This is a genomic window from Tabrizicola fusiformis (assembly GCF_013328815.1).
GTDB lineage: Bacteria > Pseudomonadota > Alphaproteobacteria > Rhodobacterales > Rhodobacteraceae > Fuscibacter.
Window position 1 is genome coordinate 1 of sequence record NZ_JABUHN010000018.1, and the last position, 23,344, is coordinate 23,344.

Consider the following 23,344-nt stretch of genomic DNA (forward strand, 5'->3'; position numbering starts at 1 on the left):
TACGACCGCTGCCCGATCCTCTTCCTCTCCGCCTGCGCCCTCGCCGCGACTGTCATCTATTGGTTGTGAGTCCTGACCCTAGACTGCCCCGAACGAGTAGTTCAGTTACAGTCTTGTCGCTACAGGTGCCCGCATTCTGGTAGGCATCGACATTTCCAAGAATTGAACCGCGTCGGGTTTGCGGGAGGCTGATCTTCGTTGTGCAAACCGCTCGTGCCACGTCGTTCATCAAGTGTGACGAAAGCCAACCCGGGAAGAAGCTCGAGGCCCAATGAGCCGCCTTTCCTGTCTGTCTTTGCCCGGTGCGGTTTTCGCGCGTTTCTGATCCTGCCCGCCTACTATCCCACTGGAATCGCATGCGGAATTCGTCCGTTTGTTGACCTATTGTTGACCTGGGATTTTGAACGCAAGAAGCCGCCTGTGAGGGCGGCTCTTAAGCGATTGAACTGTATAGTATAAGCTGGTTGCGGGGGCAGGATTTGAACCTGCGGCCTTCAGGTTATGAGCCGAACCTATTGATTTTTTTGACTCTTTTGTTTTCAGGGACTTAGTGGACAAGCCTTTGGAATGGCGGATTCTTTTGCGAACTCTCGACGTTTCTCGCCGGATTTGGGCGGATCGACGTGCGCTCAGGAAGGCATTCGCGGGTTGACCAGACGTTGACAAGCGATGCTCATCAACTGTGATAGACCATCACCACGGTCGCATACACCGATCATGACGCGAAGGGCGGAAAGCTGACTCACGCAGTGTTGCCAGCCAGCGTCTGCCCAATTTCGTGTCAACGCAACAAATCGTGACGTTACGTGAGCCAAACCCCAACAAGGGTCACAGCGAGGCCCGCGAACATGACGAATGTGAGCGGCTCGCCGAACAGTGCCCATGCCCAAATCATCGTCACGGGCGGGCTGAGATAGATGGCCGCGCTGACCTTGGCGACGGGGAACAGCCGAAGACTTGTGTAATAGACGGCATAGGTCATGAAAGTGGCGATCAACACCAGCCATGCCATGCCGATCGCAAAACTGGTTGTCATCGGTGGCGCAAGGCCATCGCCCGCAAGCAACGCGCTGACGCCGAACAGGAAAGCGCCGGTCAGTGTCTGGATGCACAGCGCCTGATACCAGGGCATGCGCAGTTCCTCGCGCCCTTTGTGCAGGACCGACGCCAGCGCGAAGATCAGCATCGACGCCACGGTCAGGCCGTAGGCCCAAAGCGGCGCTGTTCCGAAGGTCAAGCTGTGGAACGACACGATCACCACCCCAACAACGGCGATCGCGGTTCCGACCCATTGCCGCCCTGACAGACGCTCGCCCAGCACCGGCTGCGACAGGGCCGCAATCGCTAGCGGCAGGAGGTCCGAGATCAGCGCGACCAGCCCTGTCGGAACACGCTGCTCAATGGCAAGGGCAAAACCGCCAAGGTAGAGAAACACCGAAAGCACCCCGAACGCCATCTGGAACCCGATGGCGCGCAAGCGAAGCCTCGGTCCGAAACACAGGGCGAAGGGCAGCAGGATCAGACCCGACAGAAACGTGCGCCAGAACAGGAGCAGAAAGACGCTGGCCTCTTCATTTGCAAAACGAATGCCGACAAAGCCTGAACTCCAACCGATCACCAGTAATGTCGCCATCACCGGCCACAGGAGGGGGTGCAGGGTCGGAGACGAGGTGCTCAGGGTGGTCATTCCGGTCTTTCCGTTCGGTTGCCTAACTGGAATACGCGGAGCGCCGGGATTGTTGGTATGACAAATTTCGATGAAGCAATGAAAGTTATGTCATTCATGTAATGAGGATTTGCCGTCTTTTAGCTTTTCTGTCACCTTTTGGGCAGAAACACGGGAAGCCGCATGTCTGATCTGTCCACCCGCCGCCTTGACATCGATGCCTTGCGGGCGCTGCGTGCGATCCAGCAGCACGGGGGCGTGACCCGCGCCGCCGAGGCACTTGGGCTGACTCAATCCGCCGTCAGCCATAAGGTGAAGCGGTTGGAGACCAGCCTCGATTGCGACCTTCTGAACCGTCGCGCTGGCGCGCCGATGTTCACCGGCGCAGGACAGGACCTTCTAGACTACGCCGCCCGCATCCTAGGCCTGCATGACGAAGCGCTTCTCAGCCTCACCAAGACCGATCTTGCCGGTCGCATTCAACTGGGCCTCACCGAGGACACCACCTGCACGGATCTGTCGCGCATCCTTGGTCGTTTCCACCGTCTGCATCCGCAGGTCTCGGTGCGGACCAAGGTCAGGATGAGCGTCGTCCTGCGCGGCATGTTGGACAGGGGTGAGCTGGACGCCGCCATCGTCCAGATCTTCGCGCATGAAGTGCGACCAACCGATGTGGTCTTGTTCCGTGAAGGACTGCACTGGGTGAAGCTTGCGGGATCGCCCCTTCCGGTTGACGGTCCGATCCCGTTCCTGTCCTTCGATGACGACTGCTTTTACCGCCATTGGGCATTGGACATTGGACAGGACGATGGTGCGCTTCTGGAAACCGTGTTCGAGTGTTCCAGCGCCGCGGGGATCGTGGCGGGTGTTCTCGCGGGCCTTGGCGTGGCGCTGCTGAGTGATCGTCACATCCGGCCGGAAATGGAGATCATCCGTTCACGCCTTCCTCCGCCGCCCGACCTTGCCTACGTCGTCCGCCGCGCCCGCAAGGCCCGCAATCCAGCCCTCGACAGTCTGATTGCCGAGGTGGAAGCGGAGGTCAGCCGGTACGGTGGGCTATCGCTTGTGGTGTGACGCCTGCAGACGACGCAGCGGCAACCTTTTACCCAGAAGCGGGCGCAGCTAACGGTTGCCTGGAACGCCTGCAAAGGGCCGAAAGCCCCTCCCCTACCCCTTCGGCGTCACATCCTTCATGCCTTTTTGCAGCAACAGCGCCACCTGTTCTGCGGTGAACTTGAACCCCTGGCCGTCCGGGATTCGCTCGGCTGACACCGGGTACTTCGGGCGGCGGGGGTCGATGCCGGTGATGCGGAACTGCTCGCGCCCGGTGCTGAACAGGCGGCCGTAGTCGGCGGGGGAAAGCCCGAAGGCCTCAGCCAGCGCCTCGAACCGCAGCCGCTCGGGGTCGAGGGCTGTGCCATCTGGCAGTGGAATCGAGATGCGGAACGTGGCATCGAACCCCCAGCGCAGGTCGACACCGGTGATGTCGCGCGGCTCGACAACCAGGCCATGACGAGCGGCGACGGCTTCGCAGGCCTTCAGCATCTCGGCTTGCAGGCGCTGACACAGCACGGGCGTCAGGTTTCTCGGGGGCTTGGCGCTGGGCATGGCAGTTTCGGGATAGGGGCGTTCCGACAGGATTACCTCATGCGCAGATCCCGATCAAACCATCGGCGAAGATGGTGGAGTGCGTCCGTCTTTTCCCAACCCCGCGCACTGGGCCAAGTCGCGTAACACCTTGTTTTTCCTTTCCGGAATTTTCCCCCGGCATCCAGTTCCACCTTCCGCCTGTATTCCGGTCCCTGCCCCGTGGTCCGACTTGATAGTGGCGCGGGTCTACGCCTGTGTCGTCAGGCAAGGAGGCGGAATGGATGGTCAAGAGACTGAAACTGAATGAGAAAACCCTGCGCGAGGCGGAGCCGAAGCCCGGCGTCAGCTATCAGATCTTCGACACGGAGGTGATCGGCTTCGCGGCCCGGGTTCAGGCCTCGGGTGCGCGGACCTTCACCATCGACTACCGGCACGCCGGGCGGCAGCGGCGGATGACCATCGGGCGCTGGCCGGAGTGGAGTGTCACGGCCGCACGCGAACGCGCCAAGGAACTGCGCCGCTCCATCGACGAGGGGCAGGATCCTTTGGCGGCGCGCGACGAATGGCGCGGGGCCCCTCGGATCACGGACATGATCGATCGCTACATCGCCGAGCATCTGCCGAAACTCGCCAAGACCAATGCGGGCGACCAGGTGTCGATGTTGAAGAAGATGGTCGAACCGGCCTGGGGCAACCGGCTGGTGACGGAGATCACCAAGTCCGACGTCGCGAAGTTCCTCGATTTCGTGGCCGAGGGGCGGCCTCGCCCCTGCAAGGCGAAGCCCAACAACCGGGCCCGTAAGTTGCAGGGTCACAAGCCCACCCCGATCCGCGCCAACCGCATGGGCGAGGTGCTGCGCAAGATGTTCACGCTGGCGATGGAGTGGGAATGGCGGACGGACAACCCGGCGCAGGGGTTCCACCGGCGCATCGAACATGCCCGCGAACGGTTTCTGTCGCCCGAAGAGCTGACCCGGCTGGCGGCCGTGCTCGATGCCGCCGAGGATCAGCGCGCCGCGGCGATCATCCGGATGTGCATGCTGACCGGCGCCCGGGTGGGCGAGGTCCGGACGGCCCGGTTCGAACAGTTCAACCTCGACTACGCCATCTGGTCGAAACCCGCCTCGACCACCAAGCAGCGCAAGATCCACCGCGTGCCGATCTCGCAGGACGTGGCGGCCATCGTGCGGCTGCGCCAGCAGGCGGTGCCGAGCGGGAACCCGTGGCTGTTCCCCGGCGACACCGTCGGCCAGCCCGTGCGGGAAATCCGCCGCTTCTGGGCCAAAGTGCAGAAGGACGCCGGGCTGGCCGACGTCCGCATCCATGACCTTCGCCACACCTTCGCCTCGCTCTTGGTCAGCGGCGGCGCATCGCTGGAAATGATCGGCAAGCTCTTGGGCCACAGCCAGATGCAGACCACTCAGCGCTACGCACACCTGATGGATTCGCCCCTGCGCGCGGGCGTCGACACGGTGGCCAGCCTCCTGCGCCCGCGGCCACGCCTTGTGCATGACGCGGCACAGGACGGAGCCGACCTGCCGAAGTCGGCCTGAGCATCAGATCGGCTCCTCGCCGCGCAACTTGCTCCAGAGCGAGGTCAGCCGCTTGCGGATGGTGCTTTCATCGGGGACCTCCCCGGACTTCGAGTTCTGCACGAACCAGTCCTGCACCAATGAGACCAGCGCGGTCTTGGTTTCTGGAAGCCCCTTCTCGTGGGCGAACCAGAACAGCCACGCATACATCGCATCCCAGTCGTAGCGCGGCGTGGCACCGATGGTGGAAACCAGACGCGGCAGCAATTCCCGCTCGTCCTCGAACTGATGCAGATTTCCGGCATCCACCAGCAGGTCGAAGGACCGGACCAGCAGGCCCTCGGCCGGGTCCGTGATCGCCAGCCAGGTCGTCGCCCCAAGGGGCATGACACGCTTGAGGCGCGCATGCTCGTCGCTCGGGCCGATCCTTCGAAACAATCCCATGAATTCGGCCATCGGCACCTGCACCATTCCTGCGACGGTTTCCGCTCCGCAGAGCACCGGGGGAATGCCGGTCACAACGTTCAGGTGCCCCGCCGCCGCCCAGCCCGCGACGTCGGCCGGATGACGGTTCCAGCGAAAGGCCAGCTCATAGATCGAATGGAAGGCAACAGGCGGCAGAGGCATCGGGAAACGCCTTTCAGACATGCGGCATCCTTCGGCCAGGGCCGTCGGCATGCAGGTTACAAATGACCCGCCGTGCCGAGCACGTGGGCAGACTGGGGTTCAGAGCACGTCGTCGAGGAAAACCGCCTGTAGGCCAGAGGCACACCGTGACCGGCGCGCACATCCGACTGTGTTCGTCTTTTCGATTCTTATGGACTGCTCAACCATGAATCTATGCATCCGGAAGGCGAGCACGCAACCACAATCCTGTGCTGTTCGTCACGAACAAAGAAAGAACCTGTGGATATCGTCGAGTGCCTGCGGAACCCGACCGGAACGACCTATTCCGGTCGTTCCGGTCCCCTCGGAAGCGCCGAATCCGTCCGAAGGCCGGTCAAAGCGCCCTCCCCGGAGAGAGCGGTGACGCTGGTGCATGGATCGCCGCCCGGAACCGCCTCAGATGACGGCCGCGGAGGCGTTTGCCTGGGGTGGCTCCGACTCACAGAATCCAGAAAAGTCCAATGAAACAAGGGGTGGAATAGGTCGGAGGACTGCAATTCCACCTTCCGCCTGTCTTCCGGTCCTCGCGCTCTGCTTCGCTGACCCGGCCCCCGCCAGAGGTGCGAAAGGCGAATGGAGCAGCCCATGAAGGACATTCAGACCGATCTTGACGAGGACATTCCCGACTTGCTGTCCGACTGGATCAGCCGGGAGCAGCTGGCCCGGGCGCTGGGCCTGACGGCCGACACGCTGTCCCGGTGGGAAGCCCGCCGCCAGGGGCCGCCCTGCACACGCATAGGTCGCAAGACCTTCTATCGCCGCGCCGCCATTCAGGAATGGATCCGCGCGCAGGAACAGGCCCATCCGGTGCGCAAGACGCGGGGGCGGTCATGACCATCCAGCCCCGCACACCCGCCTGGCCCGCCGACCGCGTGGCCGAGGCCCGCGCCGTCATGGCCGATGTCGCACATCACAGCGATCTCCTGATCCGGCTCGCCTGCAACGTGCTGGTCCAGCATGGCGAGACCTCGTCCGAGCGGGCCGAGGCGCAGCGCCTGCTGGTGGTGATCGAAGCGCGGCGACCGGTCAGCCGCGCCCAGCGCGAGGATCAGGGGAGGGCCGCGCGATGATGCGCCGTGGCACCCCCGAGGCCGATTTGCAGCGTACCGTCGTCCAAGCGCTGCGCATCGCCCTGCCCCGCACCGCCATCATCCATCACTGCGCCAACGAGGTCACCGAGTCCGGGCCCCGCGGGGCCAAGCGCCAGGCGATCCTCGTCGGCATGGGCGTCCATGCCGGGTTCGCCGATCTGATGGTCCTGTGCGATGGGCGCGTCCTGTTCCTCGAGTTGAAGGCTCCGAAGGGGCGGCTGCGGCCGGAGCAGGAGGCATTTCGCGATGCCGTCCGGGCGCAGGGTTTTGGCTGGGCGCTGGTCCGCAGTCTCGACGATGCGCTGGGCGCGCTGGCCGATTACGGCTTCACCACGCGCATCGCCGCTGCCCCACGGAGGCCCGCGCCATGAGCCACGAGGCCACCAACTGGGCCATCAAGCAGCGCGGGCTGAAGCCGACGACCAAGATCGTGCTCTGGCACCTCTGCGACCGGTTCAACCCGGATTACGGCTGCTTTCCTTCGCAGGACCGGCTGGCGCATGACTGCGAGATCAGCCGGTCCACGCTGAACGATCACCTTGGCCAGCTCGAGGCGGTGGGCCTGCTGCGGCGGGTGCCGCGGCTTGACCCCGTGACCAAGCGCCAGCTGCCGACACGCTACATCCTGGGGTTCGAGCCGGGCTTCACACCTGTGGCTGTGGTGCCGTGTCCGGAAATCGGGCACGGGGACGACGGTGCCGCGGAAAGCCTCGACGATGCCTATGGTTGTGATGTCGATGGAATGGCCGATGCCTTGCCGTGTCCGGATTTCGGACACGGCACCGATGCGGAAGCCGTGTCCGATTTTCAGGCCGAGCCGTGTCCGGAAAATGCCGAAAGCCGTGTCCGGATTTCGGACACTAACCCTGTAAGGGAACCTCTAAGTAAACCAGTAAAGGAGGAGGAGGGCGCGCAGGCGCGCGAGGCGATTTCCGATGAGGTTTTCGGAGACCTGCTGGCAGCGCTGGGCCTCGACCCCGCCGCCCTGCCCGGCTGGTGGCAAGGCTGGCCGCCCCGGCTGCACGTCCAGCGCTGGCGCGACGAGTTGGGCCTGACCGAGGCGGAGATCATCGCTACGGCCGAGGCCAGCCGCGAGGAGCATCCCCAACCACCCGATGGGCCGAAGGCACTGGACCGGGTGATGCAGCGCGCAGCCCAGCGCAAGGTCGAGGCTGTGGGCCGGAAGCGCAGGACGCCCAAGACACCCCCTGCCCCGGCCGCAAAGCCGATCACCGACTTGCCCGCCTTCTACGCCGATCTGGTCAATTCCGACCGGTACTTGCCGGTCAGCGCGATCAGCAACACGATGCGCGATGCCATGCTGGCCCGCGGGCTGGTCACAGCCGAACGCCTGCGCGAGCGCGGGGTGCGGTGAATGACATGGTGTCACGTCCCCGGCACGGATTGTCCCTCTGCGCAGGCGGCGGAGGCCTTGATCTGGGCCTCATGCTCGCCGAACCCGGCTATCACACCCGCGCCTTCGTCGAATGGGAGAGCTGGCCAAGGGCGGTGCTCATCGCCGCCCAGCGCGCGGGATACTTCGCCCCGGCCCCGATCTGGACCGACCTGCGCAGCTTCGATGCCCGGCCCTTCCGCGGCGCCTTCGATGCCGTCCTGGCCGGATACCCTTGCCAGCCCTTCAGCGCGGCCGGGAAACGTGGCGGCGCCGACGATCCTCGCCACCTTTGGCCCGACGTCGCCCGGGTCATCGGAGAATGCCGTCCCGAATGGGTCTTCCTCGAGAACGTCGCCGGTCACGTCACCCTCGGCCTCGAGACCGTCCTGCGAGAGCTTTGGGGATTGGGCTATACGCCTGCGGCGGGCCTGTTCTCGGCGGCTGAGGTCGGCGCGCCGCATGAACGGCTGCGCATCTTCATCCTGGCCCACACCGATGAGCCTGCATCCCGGCACCGACCGCTACAACCCGGCCGGGAACAGCGACTTTACCCGGAAGGCCGAGGCGCTGGCGCTGGGCATCGCGAAGGCGTTGCCAAACCAGTGGCCGACGCCTGCGGCGCAGAACTGGAAGGGCAGCAGCGCGGACAGCATCACCCGCATGGACGGCAAGTCCCGGATGGACCTGCTTCACTACCGAGCGGAGCAGGGCTTCACCCGCCCGCGCCCGGTGACCTTGCAGCATGGGCAGCGGTCCTCGCCGCACGCCCCGATCTCGCGCCCGCTCTGGGCTTCGATGATTGCCTCGCATGGGCGCGCTGTCTCGCGGCGGATCCTGAAGGGCCGGTCGCGGCGGCGGCTGAACCCGCTCTTCGTCGGATGGCTGATGGGCTGGCCCATCGGGCACGCGCTCTGCGCCTGCTCGGCAACGGAGTTCACCCTTTGGCAGCAGCACATGCGTGGCGCTCTCTCGCAGCTGCCCACGGCCTCGGGCCCGTGGATCTGGCAACCGACCGATGCGGCCCAGCGCCCGGCGCAGATGGATTTCCTTGAAGGATTGCAGACATGAGTTTCCACGGCCGCGTCAGCGGCACCAGGATCAAGCGCGCGCTGGGCGTGCAGGCGGCGCTGGAATGGGCGTTCCGAATCGAACAGGCGCAGCTGGAACTGCCCCTGCCCCCGGACGTCACCGAGGAAGGCTTCGGCTTCGGCCTCGAATACGTCCTCCTCCAACGCGCCGTGCTGGGCTGCAAGATCGACGGCGGCCAGCACAAGATCGGCGGCTACACCCACGAGGACGCCGAGGTGATCGCCGCCACCGTCGCCGGGATCCCCGACAGCCTCGGCGGCAAGCGCATGGCGATCCGCGTCGCCGAACTGGCCCGCGCCGGGCTGACCCCGGACTGGATGCCGGGCGCTGTGCCGCGCTGCGTGCCGACCATCGTGAAGCAGAACCAGCATGGCACGCATGCGGGAACCATCATCGTGGGCGTCGAACGCATCCGCGTGCGCGGCGCGAATGCGCGCGCCACTTGGAAGACAATCGACATCCTCGCCTGCCCGGTCACATTCTCCCCCCACCCGCAGCAGATCGAGGCCGCCCGGCGGGGATATGACGACTGGCGGCAGGCGCTGGGCTGGGTTCGGGACGGGCTTATCGCGGGCGGGATGCTGCGAGAGGTCGAGGTGACAGGGGCGATGCCCCGTCCCGCCCCTTGGGCGAGGGTGCGTCCGTCCGGGTAACGGATCGCCATTGCCTTTTGGCACATAATGACTATATTGATGCCAAAGGAGAACGACCATGCAGTTCGCCACGGTCCAGCCGATCATCGCCCGACCCGACCTTCCTGTCATCACCGACGAGGAAGCGGCGGCGCTGGCACGCACCACCGTCAACCTGTTCCGCGCCTGGGGCCTGACGGACGCTGAGGCGCGCGTGCTCTTGGGCGACATGACCCAGCGCACATGGGCGCGCTGGAAGGTTGGCGACATCGGGCGCATCGACCGGGACCTGCGCGCGCGGATGGCGATCCTGATGGGCATCCACAAGTCGCTGCGGTATCTCTTCACCGAACCTGCCCGCGGTTATGCGTGGATCCGCAAGCCCAGCACGGCCTTTGGTGGCCGCAGCGCGCTGGACATCATGTTGCGGGGCGAGATCACCGACCTAATCGACCTGCGGGCCTATCTGGATGCCGAACGGGGTGCCTGGTGAATGTGCCTGTCCGCCGCGTGACATGGCCACGCACTGTCCGCATCATCCGCTCCATCCATCCGCCCATCGACCTGTTCGAGGACATCGCCGACCCCGCCGATTGGGAGGCGTTGGCCTCGGCCGAGGCCAAGTTCAACCCGCGCATCCGCGACAGCATCGGTGATCTGTCGAAGGTGCCGGTCGCGCGCCGCGTGACCGGGCCCGGCGCGAGCTGGGTCATGGCGCCTTTCGTCCATTGCTCGCCCCTGCGGCCGGGGCGGTTCTCAGACGGCAGTTTCGGCCTCTATTATGCGGGCGACCGCACCGAAGTGGCCATCGCCGAAACCATCCACCACCACGCCCGCTTCATGCGTTCCACGAACGAGGCCCCCGGCTGGACGTCGCAGTTCCGCGAACTGATCGGGTCCATCGATGCCGATCTGGACGACGCCACCGGCCGTGCCGATCTACTGGATCCCGACGATTACCGCGCCTCGCAGGTCTTCGGGGCCGAGCGGCGCGCAGCCGGGTCAAACGGCATCACTTGGCCCAGCATCCGCTATCCCGATGGTCAATGCATCGCCGTCTTTTGGCCCGACGTGATCCCTATCCCCACCCAAGGCGCGCATTTCGCCTATCACTGGAACGGGACGGCTGTCGACTATGTCAGGAACATCGAAACCAAGGAAATCATTCAAGTTGCATAGCACACCCTTTAGCAGTTCTGTTGCGCACCCATGACTCGAAAGAGCTTGTCCAGCACATCCGTAAATCCAAACCAGCTTGACGCTATTGAGGCTGTGGATGGACCCGTACTAATCATCGCGGGCCCAGGTTCGGGCAAGACATTCACCTTGGTGGAACGAATTGTTCATCTGATCATTGAGAAGAAGATCGCCCCGGAAAGCCTGCTCGTCGTCACATTCACTGACAAGGCGGCCCGAGAGCTGACCACCCGGATATCGAACCGGCTCTCTGAACTGGAAATCAGTTTCAATCTGAATGAGATGTACCTCGGGACATTTCACATCAAATCCGCCGCGGTCCGGGCGACGGAAGGCCGCGGCAGGGCCGCCCCCTAACGGTTGCCGTCGATCCATTTCGACATCAGCCCCTTGTCGCGGAAGCATTCCTCCGGCACCGCGCGGCGCTTGATCCGGGCCAGCCGCTCGGCGAAGGCCACCTGCTTGGAACTGGGCAGCCGATCGGTGGGCGACAGCGGCCGCAGCCGCGCCTGCGCGTCGATCCAGGCCGAGAGGCTGCGGCGGTCGCGCTGCACCTCCCAGGGCAGGAGCGTCTGGTTCCGCAGCGCGAGCGAGCGGGCATAGGCCATCTGCCGCGGGGTGGGGGACAGGGGGAAATCGGGGTCTTCCATGGCGGAACTCCCTTTGCTGATCGGCCCCCTGATATAGAACGAACAGGGAACATTTTCAAGCCGCAAGGGAACAGTCCCGGCAGGAGGCCGGAAAGCGGCCCGCGCACCCCAAGGGCGCGCGGGGACCGGGGTCACTTCATGGTAGCCAGGTAGGCGGCCACGTCCTCGTTGCCCTTGTTCAGCTTGAAGGTCATTTTCGACTTGGCGGCGTCATCGCCGGTCTCGGCCTTCAGCCAGGCGGCGGGGTCCTTGGTGTATTCGACCAGCGAAGCCTCGTCCCAGATCTTGCCGGCCGCGCCGACCGACAGGATGGAGTCGCCGTATTTGAAGTCGGGGTCCGAGGCCACCTGACGGCCGACGACACCCCAGAGGTTGGGGCCGGTCTTGCCGCCCTTGACGACCGCGTTGCCCTCGGGATCGACGATGGCATGGCAGGACTTGCACTTGTTGAATTCCTTGGCGCCTTTCTCGGCGTCGCCCTGGGCAAGGGCCGGCAGGGCGAGGGCGAGGAAGGCAAGGGTCGTGGTGCTGACTCGGAGGATCATGGTTTGGTCCTTTCAGGCTGGCGTTATGGATTCGGGTCTGGTTTCGGCGAATTTCTCGCATAGGGTTTCGATGCCCGCCTTGACTTCCATCAGGCAGGCGGCGGTGGACAGCGCGTCCGCCAGCGCGGCGGAGGGGGCCGAGATGCTGACCGCCCGCCAGACCGGGACGGCGGGGGTGCCGGTGCGCGGGTCGAGGATATGGCCGACCCGGCCCGCGGCATCGAAGGTGGTGCCGAGCGGGGAAGAGGTCGCCAGCGCCCGGCCGCGCAGGCCGACCTGCCCTCCTTCGGCCAGATGCACCGGCCAGTCGCCGCCGCGCGGATCGCCGCCGAGGGCGCGGAACTCGCCGGTGTCGATCAGGATGTCGGCCAGCCCTTCGGCCTCCAGCAGCGCGGCCACCCGGTCGGCGATGTAGCCCTGCGCGATGCCGTTCAGCGTCAGCGCCATGCCGGGCGCCAGCGCGATCCGGTCGGGGCCGATCCGCAGGTTCTGCCAGCCGGTCCGCGCCAGCGCAGCCTTGCGTTCGTCCTCGGTCGGCAGGCGGCCCTGCACCGCAGTTTCGGCGTAGAGCGCCCACAGCGGCTGCACCGTCGGGTCGAACAGCCCGCCGCTGGCGGCATGGACCGCCCCGGCCAGCGTCAGGCATTCCAGCAACTCGAAGGGCGGGACCTCCAGCGTGCCGGAGGCATTCAGCCGCATCAGCGCCGAATCAGTGCGGTAGAGGCTGAACACCTGCTCCAGCCGGGAAATCTCGGCCAAGGCGCGGGCGGCGATGGCGGCGGCGTCGGGATGCGACAGCCGCAGGGTGACGCGGGCGCCGAGCGCCTGCCCGGTGGCGACATGCAGTTCTTGCGCCAGCGCCGGCACGGGCAGGCAGCAGGCGGCGGAGATGGCAAGGAAGCGGCGGCGGCTCAGCATCGGGTCATCCTCCGGTCTGGTCGGACAGGTCGCGCAGGCGGCGTTCGTAATCCGGGTCTTCGCCGGTATCCGGCTGTTCGGGCGGGATCACCAGCGCGTCGGGAATCTCGGCAAGCCGCATCACGCTGCCGCCGTTGGCCTCGGCGAAGGCGCGGGCCTCGTCGCGGTCGGCGAAGGGGACGAATTCCTGTTCGCCCATGCCGCCCTCGATGGCGGCGCCGACGACATAGAAGGCAGTCGTGGCGTCGATCCAGTTGGCGGCGCCGGGGTCGTCCCAAGTCGCGCCGGGGGCGCCCATGTCGCTGACCCAGAGGGCGAGGATGCGGTGGCTCTGCTCGGGCATCCGCACATAGGCCACCACGTCGCGGATCTGGCTGAAGAACAGCGGCGTGCCGGGCAATCCTTCAAGATGCGCCTGCCCCTTCGGGCCGGGATGTTCCAGCATGTTCATCTGGCAGAAGTAACCCACCGCCTCGGGGGTAAGTTCCACCGGATCGGTGTTCTGGGTCACTTCCTCGCGGCAGGCCGCCAGCGCCAGCACGAAGATCAGCGCGCGTTTCAGGGTCATGGGATCACCTTTCGGAAGGCGGCGATGGCCAGCGCCAGCGCCAGCACCGGCCAGAGCAGGATCGAGGTCAGGGATTGCCAGACCGGCACCGTGGCCGCCGCGCCGCCCACGCCCGCCGCCGCCGCCGTCGCCTCGGAGGCGGACAGGTTGTAGAGCCGGAAGGCATCGGCCGGGTTGGCCAGCAGGGCGGCGGGGAAGCCGTGGACGGTGAACCAGCCGCCGTTGTCGGCGACGATGGCGGCAAGGAGGCCGAGGTCGTAAAGCACCACCAGCCCCAGCCACAGCCCGACCGCCAGCCCGGCGGCGCCGGAGGGGCGGCGGGACAGGGCGGAAAGGGCGTAACCGATGCCGATGAAGGTGGCCCCCAGCAGGACCGAGGTTGCCAGGAGCCGCAGCATTGCGGGCAAGCCGGCGCTGGCCGCGGGATCGGCCCAGAGGGCAGCGGCGGCGGCCAGCCCGTAGCCCACGGCGCAGGCCAGCGCCAGCACCGCCAGATGGGCGATCAGCTTGCCCGCCAGCACCTCGGCCCGGCTGACGGGATAGGTCAGCAGCAGCGGCAGCGTGCCGCGCTCCAGTTCCCCGGCGATGGCGTCGAAGCTCATCAGCAGCGCCAGCAACGGCACCAGATAGACCGCCAGCGAGGTCAGCGAGGCGACGATGACCGACAGCCTGTCCACGCCGAGGCCCCCGGTGGGGGCCGATCCGGCGGCGGCCAGCACCAGCGAGAACAGCGCCATCAGCACCATGGCGATGGCGACCCAGCGGTTGCGCAGCGCGATGCGGAATTCGGTTCCGGCGGTGGCGAGGATGCGGCTCATTGCCCGTCCCTCTTGCTGAAATGGCTGTAGAGGTCCTCCAGACTGGGCGGGGCCACGTCCAGGTCGGCGACCAGATCGCCAAGCGCGGCAATGCGCGCCAGCATCGCCAGCTTCTCGCCCTGCCCGCAGGACAGAACCAGCCCGTCGGCCCGGGGTTCCGCCCCCGGCAGCGCGGCGGCGACGGCCTCGCCCGCGCCCGGACGCGGGGTGACGTGCAGCATCACCGGCAGGTCGGCGCGGCGGCGCAGGTCGGCCAGACTGCCCTCGGCCACCATCCGGCCCTTCGACAGGATCAGGATGCGGTCGGTCCGCGCCTCCACCTCGGTCAGCGCATGGCTGCTGAGCAGGATCGAGGCCCCCCGCGCCGCCAGCCCGTCCAAGAGCGCGTAGAAGTCGCGCCGCGAGACGGGATCGAGGCCCGAGGTCGGCTCGTCCAGAACCAGCAGTCGCGGCGTGCCGATCAGGGTCTGGGCCAGGCCGACGCGCTGGCGCATCCCCTTGGAATAGGTGCCGATGCGGCGGCGGGCGGCAGGACCGAGGCCGACCTGCTCCAGCAGCTCCATCGCCTTCGACGGGCTTTCGCCGCGCAGCGACAGGTAGTGCCGCATCTGCTCCAGCCCGGTCAGGGCGGGGTGGAAGGCGGCGTTCTCGGGCAGGTAGGCCACCTGCCGCCGCGCCCCGGCGCTGCCCGGCGCGGCGCCGCAGACCTCCACCTGCCCGGCGGTGGCGGGGATCAGGCCGAGGATGATCTTCATCATCGTCGACTTGCCTGCGCCGTTGTGACCCAGAAGCGCCACGCGCTCGCCGGCCGCGACGGTCAGCGACACCTCGGTCAGCGCCGCCACCTCGGCGAAGCGCTTAGTGAGTGCCGAGATTTTCAGCGTCGATGTCATCGAAATTGCCTTGCGCCCAACGGCCGGCCACCAGGGCCTCCATCGCGGCGATGTCTTCTGGAACGGGGATGGCGATGGGTGCCATCAGCGGGTGGCTGTCGACCACGCCGCCGGGCAGCGTGGCCGGGAAATTCGATTGCGACCAGCGGATCAACTGCACCGAGGGCGCGCCGGTCAGCAGCTTGGCCGCGGGCTGGGACCACAGGATATGGTCCATCAGGTCGTTGGGGCGGAACACCCCGTCGGCGATGCCGTCGCCGTTCAGGTCGAAGGCCGGATGGTCCGACCAGTAGTTGCCGCGGCCCTCGAAGCTCCACTCCAGGAAACGGGTGCCGACGTATTTCACCTGCTCCTGGTTGCCGAGGAAGGCATTGCCGGTCAGCACGTTGCGTTCCGACCCGGCGGTGAAATGGATGCCGATGCCGCAGTCCTGGAAGCGGTTGCCGACGACAAGGTTCTTGTGGGCGTTGTAGACGAACAGGCACTTCTTGGTGCCGCCCCGGACCAGGTTGCCGGTGACATCGGAATTGTTGGTGTAGTTGAGCATCACCCCGTGCTCGCGGTCGCCCAAGCTGAGGTTGCCGCGCACCACCGCCCGGTCCGAGTTCATGATGGCGAAGCCGAGGTGGTTGCCGATCGAAATGTTGTCGATCACCTCGGTGCGGTGGGTATACATGAAATGGACGGCAAAGCGCAGGTCGCGGAACAGGTTGCCGCGGTAGGTGCTGTCCTTCGAGGTGTTCGAGAAGATGCCGTCGCGGCCCCAGCGGATGTCGTTGCCCTCGACCAGCGCGCCGGGGCTGTTCCAGACATAGACGCCGTTGCCGCGTTCGTTCATCCGCGGGTCCTGCCGGCCCTCGATCACATTGCCGGCGACGCGCACGTCGCGGCCGCCGTGGATGTCGACGCCATGCATGTTGTCGGTCAGGTAAAGCCCTGTCACCAGCACCCGGTCGGCGCCCTTCAGGATCTTCACCCCGGCGTCGAGGTCGGCGTTCACCTTGCCCGATCCGGTGACGGTGAAGCCTTCCAGCACCACGTCTGGCGCGGTGACGGTGATCACGGTGCCCTGCCCGCCGCCGTCCACCACGGCGCCGCGCGGGCCGCGCACAGTCAGGCTGCGGTCGATGGTGACGGGGCCCGGATAGGCCCCGTCGGAGAGGATCAGCACATCGCCGGGGGAGGCCCCGGCGACGGCTTCGGCCAGCGCGCCCGGCCCGGGCACGACCTGCAGGTCCCGCGCCCAGGCGGGCGGGGCCAGGCAGGCCAGCGCAAGGATCAGGGCGCGCAGCATCGGTCTCAGGCGTCCCTGGGTTCCACGAACATCCGGCCGCGCATCTCCATGTGCAGGGCATGGCAGAACCACTGGCAGTAATACCAGTAGACGCCCGCCGACCCCGCCACGAAGGTGACCGAGGAGGTCATCTGCGGCCCGATCTCCATCGCCACGCCATGGTTGCCCATGGTGAAGCCGTGGGTCAGGTCGTCGATGTCGTCGAGGTTGGTAACGACCACCGTCACCTCGTCGCCTTCCTTCACGGTGAACTCTTCCAGCGCGAATTGCGGCGCCTGGCTGGACATGTAGACCCGGACCTTGTTCGGGTCGTCCTTGTCGCGGATCACCATGTCCTGCCAGTCGTCCAGGTTCACCCCGTCCGCCTCGGCCTGCTTGCGGGTCTCGGCCCACATCGGGTCCTGGCGGTCCCAGACCGACTTGATGTTCGACAGGATCGACGGGTGGACCGAGATCGCGTCATGCGGCTCGGCGAAGGTCGGGCCGTCGTGGACCAGCACCATCTTGTCGCCCGAGATGTCGATCAGCTGGTCGTTCTCGGCCTTCAGCGGGCCGACGTTCAGGAAGCGGTCCTTCGAGAACTTGCACAGGCAGACCAGCCAGTCGTTCGCCGCATCCAGCGTCTCGCCCATCACGGTCTTCAGGTGGCCGGGCTGGTAATGCACGTCCAGCTTGTCCTTGATCGGGTCGATCTGCTCGCCGGCATAGGCCTTGATCGCGTCCTCGATGTTCCACTTCACCACCTGGCTGTCCAGGAACAGCGAGGTATAGGCATTGCCGCGCCCGTCGAAGGCGGTGTGCAGCGGGCCGAGGCCCAGTTCCGGCTCGGCCACCACGACGCTGCGCAGGTCGACCTCGGCCTCGGGCTTCTCGAACAGGGCGTCGAACTTCGTCACGTCAAGCACGGTGGCGGTCGGCGAAAGCTTGCCGTTGATGACAAGGTGCTTCCTGTCCGGCGCCATGTTGCAGCCGTGCGGGTTGTTGGCGATCGGCACGTAGCGGGTGAACTGGCTTTTCGCGTCCTTCCGCCCGTCCAGCACCTTGACGCCGTTCACTTCCTCGAACCGGCCCTCGGCCACCGCCTTCTCGATCTCGGCGATGTTGAAGATGACCACATGGTCCATCTCGGCCGCGGTCATGTCGGCCAGGTTCATCCCCATCTCCGAGTTGTAGGAGGTGGAGAAGGCCCATTTGCCCTCGTAGTCGGCATCGGTGTTGTCGAGGTTGCCCGAGACCATGACCTGCCAGGCCACGTCGAAGCTTTCGGTGTCCACGGCGGTGAAGATGTTCACGTAGGTGGAGACATCGGTCATCGTCGAGCCGTCGTTGACCAGCGGCGCCTCGTCCTCGCCGTTGCAGAAGATGTAGTTGGAGCTGGGGAATTTCCGCGGCCGCATCCCGTGGATGCCCTTGGCGTTCGGGATCTCCAGGATGGCGTCGCACTTCATCACGTCGCAGCGGACGCGGGCGACGCGGGTGTTCGCCTTGTCCTGCATGAACAGGTATTTCCCGTCATACTTGCCCTCGGTGTAGGACATGTGGACGTGGTGCAGGTCGCCGTTGTCGTGGATCTTCTTGCCGTTGGCTTCCAGCAGCTTCTTGGTCTTCTCGGTCATCGACCGCTGGTGGATGCGGATCGATTCGTTGGTCTGGCCCCAGCCGGTGGCCGAGCAGCGGTTGAACACCGGCACCCGCATCAGCTCGCGCATCGAGGGGATGCCGAGGATGCGCATCTCGCCGGTCTGGCCCGAGGACCAGAAGCCGTAGTAGTCGTCCAGCTGGCCGGGCGCGATGCCGCCGTCCGCGCCGGCCGCCAGCGCGGCGGTCGAGCTGCCGGCGGTCAGGCCGGCCGCGGCGCCCAGGCCCAGGGCCGCAGGGCCGAGCGCGAGGCGCCCGCCAAGCGCGCCCAGGGCGGCACCGCCGGCGCCGGCGCCAAGCAGGCCGCGGCGGCTGAGACCTTTCGTATCCTTCGATTCCATGATCGAACTCCTTCGGTTGAATTTTGTCAGACTGCGGTGCGGGCGGCGTTGGGATGCCCGGCAGGCGGCCGCCCCAGAGTCGGCGGAGTGCTTTCCGCCAGTTTCTCCCGCCGCTTCAGCTTTCTGATGACGACGGGGCATTTGGTTTCGGACTGATACAGCACCTGGCAATGCAGGCAGTTGATGCACTCGTTCGGGTTGATCTCTCCGGTCGGGTGGATCGACTGGACCGGGCATTCATGGGCGCAGGTCTGGCAGGGGTTGCCGCATTCGTGGTAGCGCTTCAGCCAGTCGAACATCCGCAGCCGCGCCGGGATCGCCAGCGCCGCGCCCAGCGGGCAGAGATAGCGGCAGTAGAACCGTTCCACGAACAGCCCGGCGATCAGCAGCGCGGCGGCATAGGCCACGAAGGGCCAGGCGCGCATGAACTTCAGGATGATCGCGGTCTTGAACGGCTCCACTTCCGCCAGATGCTCGGCCTGCTCGATGCTGACCAGCGACGCGCCGAAGAGGCCGAGGAAGATCATGTATTTGACCGGCCAGAGCCTTTCGTGCAGGCCCCAGGGCAACGTCCATTGCGGCACCCGCAGCTTTCGGGCGATGTGGTTGGTGATCTCCTGCAAGGCGCCGAAGGGGCAGAGCCAGCCGCAATAGGCCCCGCGGCCCCAGAACAAGAGCGCAGCGGCGACCGAGAACCACAGGATGAAGGTCAGCGGGTCGAGAAGGAACGCCTGCCAGCTGAACCCGGTCATCAGGCTGCCGAACAACGCCATCAGGTTCACCACCGAAAGCTGGGCGTTGAACATCCAGCCCAGCACCACCAGCGTGACCGCCAGATAGGCCATGCGGAACCAGTAGAACCGGCGTTCGTGCCTGACCGCGAAGCTCTGGAAGAAGAACACTCCGGTCAGCACCGCCAGCATGGCGCCTAGGACGGCGATCTTCAGCTTGGAATCGGTCCAGATCCGCTTCCACAGCTCGGCCTGCGCGGTGTCCTCGTCGCGGTCGGCGACGGCGGCGGCCACTTCGGGCACCTCGGCGGGGGCGGTGGCCGCCACGGCGCGCAGGTATTGCGGCGGCAGCTGGTAGCCCAGGTCGAAGGTGGTGAACAGCTTCTCGATCGGCCCGACCTCGCGCTGCACCAGAAGCTGGATGCGGAACGGCTTGGTCGGGTCGAAGCCCACGTCGGCCGGGATCTTGAACAGGTCGGCCTCGGTGAATTCCGGGTGTCCCTCGGCCGCGATGCTGCCCAGCCGGCGGTGCTGGCGGTCGCGGAAGCGGACCGACACGTCGTCCTGGATCAGCACGATCCGGTCGAAGATGCCGCCGCGGACATAGCCCGAGCCCTTGAAGCTGTAGAGCCCGCGGCCGACGACGACCAGCGCATGTTCGCCCGGTTGCAGCCAGTTCTGCAGGTTGGCCTGTTCGGCCTCGCCCAGCATGGCCTCGCCGATGGCGGGAACCGAGACCAGCGCCGCCTGCATCTCGATGAAGGTGGTTTCCGGCGCCTCGGTCAGCGCGCGCTCGGCGGCGCGCTTGTCGTCCAGCGCGGCGAAGGCGGCGTTGACCTGGCCCACGTCCAGCGACAGCCGGCGCAGGGTGCCGTCGCCCTCCATCTCCATCCAGCTGGCGGGAACCGGGGCATCGGGGTTGATCTCGAAGGCCGGCCCCTGCGCCGCCGACTCGGGCTGCAACCCGCCAAGGCCAAGCGCCCGCGCCGCCTTCAGGCCGGACCGCACGATGGAATCGTCGATCACCATCACCGTGACGGTGGCGCCCGAGATGATGTCCACGTCATGCGCGGTGCCGCCCGAATTCGCCTCGGCCACCAGGTCGAGACCGATGTAGCTGTCGACCAGCGCCTTGATCTTGGCCTCGGGGATGCCGATCAGCACGATCGGCTCGGAATGCTTGACCAGATCCATGCCGATGATCCGCGCCTGCGGGTCCACCGCGACGAGGGTATGGATCGGCTTGCCGGAATAGCCGGTGGTGCCGACGAAATCCGAGGTGACGAAGGCCCAGCCGATGGTCTCGCCGCCCTTCAGCACCGGGGCGACCGGCAGGTCCTCGCGGATCGGGCCGTAGCCGTCGGCGCCTTCCACCAGTTCGGCCGCGGGCACCTTGCCCAGCCATTCGGGCAGCACGCTTTGCGCCAGCGCGGGCAGCGGACACAGCAGGGCGAGGACAAGGAGGATCAGTCGGACGAGCGTATTCATAGGGCAACCCGTTGGCGTTGCCCGCTGCCTGCCATCGCACAGGGACCGATGGCTTGACCAAACTCAAGAGGTTCGGCGAAAGCCCGGGCCTGCGGCAAGGAGCCGCAGAATTGACCGGGATCAAGCGCTTGGACCTGCGCAGCCGGGGGGCCGCGGGACAAGGGGCGAAGGTGGATCCGGGGCGCGGGCAAGACGGCCGGGGCCAGCATCCGGGCCGGGCGCGGCGGGGCCTTTTCCGCTGCGGGGCCGGCCGGCAGTCCGAAAGCCAGGACAAGGCAGTCCGGGCAGTGGAAGCAGTCCGAGGAATCGACCGGATCGCCCTTGGCGTCCAGCAGAACGGTGGCGATCCCGCCCTCGGAGCAGATGACCATCTCCATCGCCGGTCCCCTGGCCACCATGGCGCCGGCCGCCGCGCCGTAAAGCGCGACCGCCAACAGGGCCAAAAGGCAAAGGAATCGGGTCAGGGCACGGGTCATGGATCGATTGTTAGCGGTAGGGGGAAAATATGAAACTGATATAGACCGACATTCCCCAAGTGGCCTGCCGCTTGACTTCAAGATCGCCTGATTTTGCTCGCTGGGCAAGCGTTTCTCGCCCCGAGCGGTGTCTGTCGTCGCGCAAACGGCCGAAGTCGGGTGGATCAAGCCTCGAACCCGCAGCATTCTGGCCCGGCAGAGCCGCTTTTCCGCGCGGCAGACGGACCTGTCCTGCCGCTTTCGTTCAGCTTGGGCATGGATCGTGGTCATGCGCATGACGGAGGCGTTCGAAGACGGCGGATGGCGGCAAGGACGGCCCGCACCATCGGGCCGGTGACGGCGACCTCGGCCAACTGGAAGGTAATGGCGCGGGCGTGGCGGACGACGCGGGCGCCGATCTTGATCAGCTTGAGTTGCAGGCTGGTCAACGACCAGTCCGCCATGGCCTCGGGCAGTTCGATGCAGCGCAGGAAGGTTGCCAGGTTGTAGGCCAGCGCGTGCAGTTGCAGCCGCACCTCGTTGTGCCGGAACTTCCGGCATGACAGCCGCGTCCAGCGAAAGGCATATTTGCCTTCCTTGATGTGCTGCTCTGCGGTGCCGCGCTGGTTGTAGAACCTCACCACCCAGTCTGGCTCCATCGGCAGGTTGGTGACGATGAAGCCGACTTTGGGGAACAGCTCGCCCGGATGCCATTCGATCTTGGCGATGACGCGGCGCGGCTTGTCCCAGGACGCCGCCTGATACTCGAAGTCCTCGAAGAACCGTTTGACCTTGGTCAGCGAAGGCCGTCCCACGGGCCGTGTCAGCCGATGCGCGATCTTCTCGCGCAAGACGGCGTTGGCGGGCAGACGGATGGCGTAGAAGAACCTGGCTTCTTCCAGCCGCATATAGATCGCGGGGATCGCGTAGGCAGCGTCGGCCCGGAAGAAGCGTCCACCAAGGTCGCGGCCAGCATATCGGGCAATGACGGGATCAAGGACATCCCGCCAGCCATCGGCGCTGTGGACATTGCCGTTACGCAGGGCGCAGCGCTCCAGCATGCCAAACTGGTTGAACAAGAAGATGGGGTGATAGCAGGTGCAGTCGAAATGCCCGTTCCAGGCAGCACCTTCCTGATCGCCGTGGGTGGGGCTGACCGAGCTGTCCATGTCCAGCACGATGTATTGCAACCCGTTGCGGTCATGAAACCGGTCGATCCATTGGCCGTTCAGATCGGCCAGCGCCGCCCGGTTCGCGGCCAGAGCCAGCGTCTCGGTCTCGAACCGTCCCAACCGACGCTGCACGTGCGTCCTCGAGCCAAACTTTCGACCTTACTGAGCGCCGAAAGAAACGAGTGTACTCACAGATCAGCTTGGTAGCTGAGATCGCCCGATATCTGAACCAATCGCCATTCAGCATAGAGGAATTGCTGGAAACAACAAAGGAAGGCAGTGCAAAGCTCGTTGAAATCGTAAACGATTTTAACGAGCTGCTCTATGACGAGGTAATACCGCGCCTGTTTGCCAAAGTTTTCGAATTGGATGAAACAAGCAAATCAGAAGAACATGAAGTGGAACTCATAAAGGTCCCATCAAGTGGGTACTATGAGGTTACCGCGGCAAAAGACAAGATTGTTCGCAGGGCCGACGCCATTGTCAAAGACAATGAAAGAGAAAAGAGCTTTCACCTTGATGCATACTGCTTTGATTCCAATTCTGAGAGAACCCTCTTTTGGGACCTTCTTCGAGAAAAACGCGTAAAGCAAATCTACTTCACTGGCATGCTGACACATGGCCAGTCTGATTTCTTTGTTCAATATATTGACCCTGAAAGCCGCACAGTTCGGAGCTACTACCCTGACTTCATCTTCTTGAGAGAGGAGCCAGATGGTACCGAGAAGTATGTCATTGTGGAGGTAAAGGGGGATCATCAGGTTGATGATGCCGTCGTTCAAGCCAAGAAGGACTTTGCGCAGCAGATCGCTGCGGCCAGCGGCATGGAGTATCAAATCATCAAATCCACTGATGCCGACCAGAACAGGTTCAGGATGTTGTTGTAATCCCCCCTCCTCTGGTTCCTCCCCGGTCCAGAACGTATGCGGGGGGGCGCAGCGCGGCGGTTCGCTAGCGTGAGGCAGTTTCACCGG

General features: G+C 65.5%; 26 protein-coding genes and 1 pseudogene. 13 read left to right on the top strand and 14 right to left on the bottom strand.

Going from position 1 to position 23,344, the window contains the following annotated elements:
* Window positions 1–802: 802 nt before the first annotated feature.
* Complete coding sequence (locus HS053_RS19430) at window positions 803–1,687, bottom strand: DMT family transporter (protein ID WP_174212916.1); 885 nt, start codon at window positions 1,685–1,687, stop codon at window positions 803–805.
* 162 nt (window positions 1,688–1,849) lie between these two features.
* Here HS053_RS19430 and HS053_RS19435 point away from each other — a divergent pair, with 162 nt between their 5' ends.
* Window positions 1,850–2,740, top strand: a complete 891-nt coding sequence (locus HS053_RS19435; protein ID WP_174212917.1) for a LysR family transcriptional regulator — start codon at window positions 1,850–1,852, stop codon at window positions 2,738–2,740.
* Window positions 2,741–2,833: 93 nt separating this feature from the next.
* Here HS053_RS19435 and HS053_RS19440 read toward each other — a convergent pair whose 3' ends face one another.
* Complete coding sequence (locus HS053_RS19440) at window positions 2,834–3,274, bottom strand: hypothetical protein (protein WP_174212918.1); 441 nt, start codon at window positions 3,272–3,274, stop codon at window positions 2,834–2,836.
* 263 nt (window positions 3,275–3,537) lie between these two features.
* Here HS053_RS19440 and HS053_RS19445 point away from each other — a divergent pair, with 263 nt between their 5' ends.
* Complete coding sequence (locus tag HS053_RS19445) at window positions 3,538–4,809, top strand: tyrosine-type recombinase/integrase (RefSeq protein WP_174212919.1); 1,272 nt, start codon at window positions 3,538–3,540, stop codon at window positions 4,807–4,809.
* 3 nt (window positions 4,810–4,812) lie between these two features.
* Here the strand turns inward: HS053_RS19445 and HS053_RS19450 are convergent, their stop codons facing one another.
* Window positions 4,813–5,436, bottom strand: a complete 624-nt coding sequence (locus HS053_RS19450) for a hypothetical protein (protein ID WP_241699951.1) — start codon at window positions 5,434–5,436, stop codon at window positions 4,813–4,815.
* A gap of 603 nt (window positions 5,437–6,039) precedes the next feature.
* Here HS053_RS19450 and HS053_RS19455 point away from each other — a divergent pair.
* The 10 genes and pseudogenes from HS053_RS19455 to HS053_RS19495 all read left to right on the top strand — a co-directional run bounded on the left by HS053_RS19455 (window position 6,040) and on the right by HS053_RS19495 (window position 11,216).
* The gene (locus tag HS053_RS19455; protein ID WP_174212920.1) at window positions 6,040–6,288 is read left to right on the top strand and encodes a helix-turn-helix transcriptional regulator; all 249 of its coding nucleotides are present in this window, start codon (window positions 6,040–6,042) and stop codon (window positions 6,286–6,288) included.
* Window positions 6,285–6,524, top strand: coding sequence for a hypothetical protein (locus HS053_RS19460; RefSeq protein WP_174212921.1), 240 nt, complete (start codon window positions 6,285–6,287; stop codon window positions 6,522–6,524). The genes HS053_RS19455 and HS053_RS19460 overlap by 4 nt, the downstream gene beginning before the upstream one ends.
* Window positions 6,521–6,916: a VRR-NUC domain-containing protein gene (locus HS053_RS19465; RefSeq protein ID WP_174212922.1), complete on the top strand. Its 396-nt coding sequence runs from the start codon at window positions 6,521–6,523 to the stop codon at window positions 6,914–6,916. Before HS053_RS19460 ends, HS053_RS19465 begins: the two co-directional genes overlap by 4 nt.
* Window positions 6,913–7,920 (top strand): helix-turn-helix domain-containing protein, encoded by a 1,008-nt coding sequence (locus tag HS053_RS19470; protein WP_174212923.1) that lies wholly within the window; start codon window positions 6,913–6,915, stop codon window positions 7,918–7,920. The genes HS053_RS19465 and HS053_RS19470 overlap by 4 nt, the downstream gene beginning before the upstream one ends.
* Window positions 7,921–7,991: 71 nt before the next feature.
* Window positions 7,992–8,387: pseudogene (locus HS053_RS22405) on the top strand (DNA cytosine methyltransferase); the annotation flags it as partial.
* 49 nt (window positions 8,388–8,436) lie between these two features.
* Complete coding sequence (locus HS053_RS22410; RefSeq protein WP_241699952.1) at window positions 8,437–9,009, top strand: DNA methyltransferase; 573 nt, start codon at window positions 8,437–8,439, stop codon at window positions 9,007–9,009.
* Entirely contained in the window at window positions 9,006–9,683 is a 678-nt protein-coding gene (locus HS053_RS19480; protein ID WP_174212925.1) for a hypothetical protein, read from the top strand. Before HS053_RS22410 ends, HS053_RS19480 begins: the two co-directional genes overlap by 4 nt.
* A gap of 58 nt (window positions 9,684–9,741) precedes the next feature.
* On the top strand, window positions 9,742–10,155 hold the full coding sequence (locus tag HS053_RS19485; RefSeq protein WP_174212926.1) for an MbcA/ParS/Xre antitoxin family protein: 414 nt from the start codon (window positions 9,742–9,744) through the stop codon (window positions 10,153–10,155).
* Window positions 10,152–10,841 (top strand): RES family NAD+ phosphorylase, encoded by a 690-nt coding sequence (locus HS053_RS19490; RefSeq protein ID WP_423295310.1) that lies wholly within the window; start codon window positions 10,152–10,154, stop codon window positions 10,839–10,841. The genes HS053_RS19485 and HS053_RS19490 overlap by 4 nt, the downstream gene beginning before the upstream one ends.
* Window positions 10,842–10,886: 45 nt before the next feature.
* Window positions 10,887–11,216, top strand: a complete 330-nt coding sequence (locus tag HS053_RS19495; RefSeq protein ID WP_206677640.1) for a UvrD-helicase domain-containing protein — start codon at window positions 10,887–10,889, stop codon at window positions 11,214–11,216.
* On the opposite strand, the gene HS053_RS19500 is transcribed toward HS053_RS19495, so the two are convergent.
* The 11 genes from HS053_RS19500 to HS053_RS19550 form a co-directional block, all read right to left on the bottom strand.
* Complete coding sequence (locus HS053_RS19500; RefSeq protein WP_165016634.1) at window positions 11,213–11,509, bottom strand: hypothetical protein; 297 nt, start codon at window positions 11,507–11,509, stop codon at window positions 11,213–11,215. The two genes, HS053_RS19495 and HS053_RS19500, sit on opposite strands and share 4 nt — an antisense overlap.
* Window positions 11,510–11,640: 131 nt before the next feature.
* Window positions 11,641–12,054: a c-type cytochrome gene (locus HS053_RS19505; RefSeq protein ID WP_174212927.1), complete on the bottom strand. Its 414-nt coding sequence runs from the start codon at window positions 12,052–12,054 to the stop codon at window positions 11,641–11,643.
* A 12-nt stretch (window positions 12,055–12,066) separates the two neighbouring features.
* Window positions 12,067–12,972: an FAD:protein FMN transferase gene (locus HS053_RS19510; RefSeq protein ID WP_174212928.1), complete on the bottom strand. Its 906-nt coding sequence runs from the start codon at window positions 12,970–12,972 to the stop codon at window positions 12,067–12,069.
* 4 nt (window positions 12,973–12,976) lie between these two features.
* Window positions 12,977–13,534, bottom strand: coding sequence for a nitrous oxide reductase accessory protein NosL (locus tag HS053_RS19515; protein WP_174212951.1), 558 nt, complete (start codon window positions 13,532–13,534; stop codon window positions 12,977–12,979).
* Window positions 13,535–13,536: 2 nt separating this feature from the next.
* Window positions 13,537–14,358, bottom strand: a complete 822-nt coding sequence (locus HS053_RS19520; protein WP_174212929.1) for an ABC transporter permease — start codon at window positions 14,356–14,358, stop codon at window positions 13,537–13,539.
* Window positions 14,355–15,251, bottom strand: coding sequence for an ABC transporter ATP-binding protein (locus tag HS053_RS19525; protein ID WP_174212930.1), 897 nt, complete (start codon window positions 15,249–15,251; stop codon window positions 14,355–14,357). The genes HS053_RS19520 and HS053_RS19525 overlap by 4 nt, the downstream gene beginning before the upstream one ends.
* Window positions 15,217–16,545 (bottom strand): nitrous oxide reductase family maturation protein NosD, encoded by a 1,329-nt coding sequence (locus HS053_RS19530; RefSeq protein ID WP_174212931.1) that lies wholly within the window; start codon window positions 16,543–16,545, stop codon window positions 15,217–15,219. The genes HS053_RS19525 and HS053_RS19530 overlap by 35 nt, the downstream gene beginning before the upstream one ends.
* Before the next feature lie 5 nt (window positions 16,546–16,550).
* Window positions 16,551–18,524 carry a TAT-dependent nitrous-oxide reductase gene (gene nosZ / locus HS053_RS19535; RefSeq protein WP_174212932.1) on the bottom strand — a complete coding sequence of 658 codons (1,974 nt, stop codon included), beginning with the start codon at window positions 18,522–18,524 and terminating at the stop codon, window positions 16,551–16,553.
* A 26-nt stretch (window positions 18,525–18,550) separates the two neighbouring features.
* Window positions 18,551–20,743, bottom strand: a complete 2,193-nt coding sequence (locus tag HS053_RS19540; RefSeq protein WP_174212933.1) for a NosR/NirI family protein — start codon at window positions 20,741–20,743, stop codon at window positions 18,551–18,553.
* Complete coding sequence (locus tag HS053_RS19545) at window positions 20,740–21,120, bottom strand: hypothetical protein (protein ID WP_174212934.1); 381 nt, start codon at window positions 21,118–21,120, stop codon at window positions 20,740–20,742. Before HS053_RS19545 ends, HS053_RS19540 begins: the two co-directional genes overlap by 4 nt.
* 365 nt (window positions 21,121–21,485) lie before the next feature.
* Window positions 21,486–22,502 carry an IS1380 family transposase gene (locus tag HS053_RS19550; RefSeq protein WP_299912662.1) on the bottom strand — a complete coding sequence of 339 codons (1,017 nt, stop codon included), beginning with the start codon at window positions 22,500–22,502 and terminating at the stop codon, window positions 21,486–21,488.
* Between the two features lie 68 nt (window positions 22,503–22,570).
* Between HS053_RS19550 and HS053_RS19555 the strand changes: the two genes are divergently transcribed.
* Window positions 22,571–23,257 (top strand): TnsA endonuclease N-terminal domain-containing protein, encoded by a 687-nt coding sequence (locus HS053_RS19555; protein WP_206677641.1) that lies wholly within the window; start codon window positions 22,571–22,573, stop codon window positions 23,255–23,257.
* Window positions 23,258–23,344: the final 87 nt, after the last annotated feature.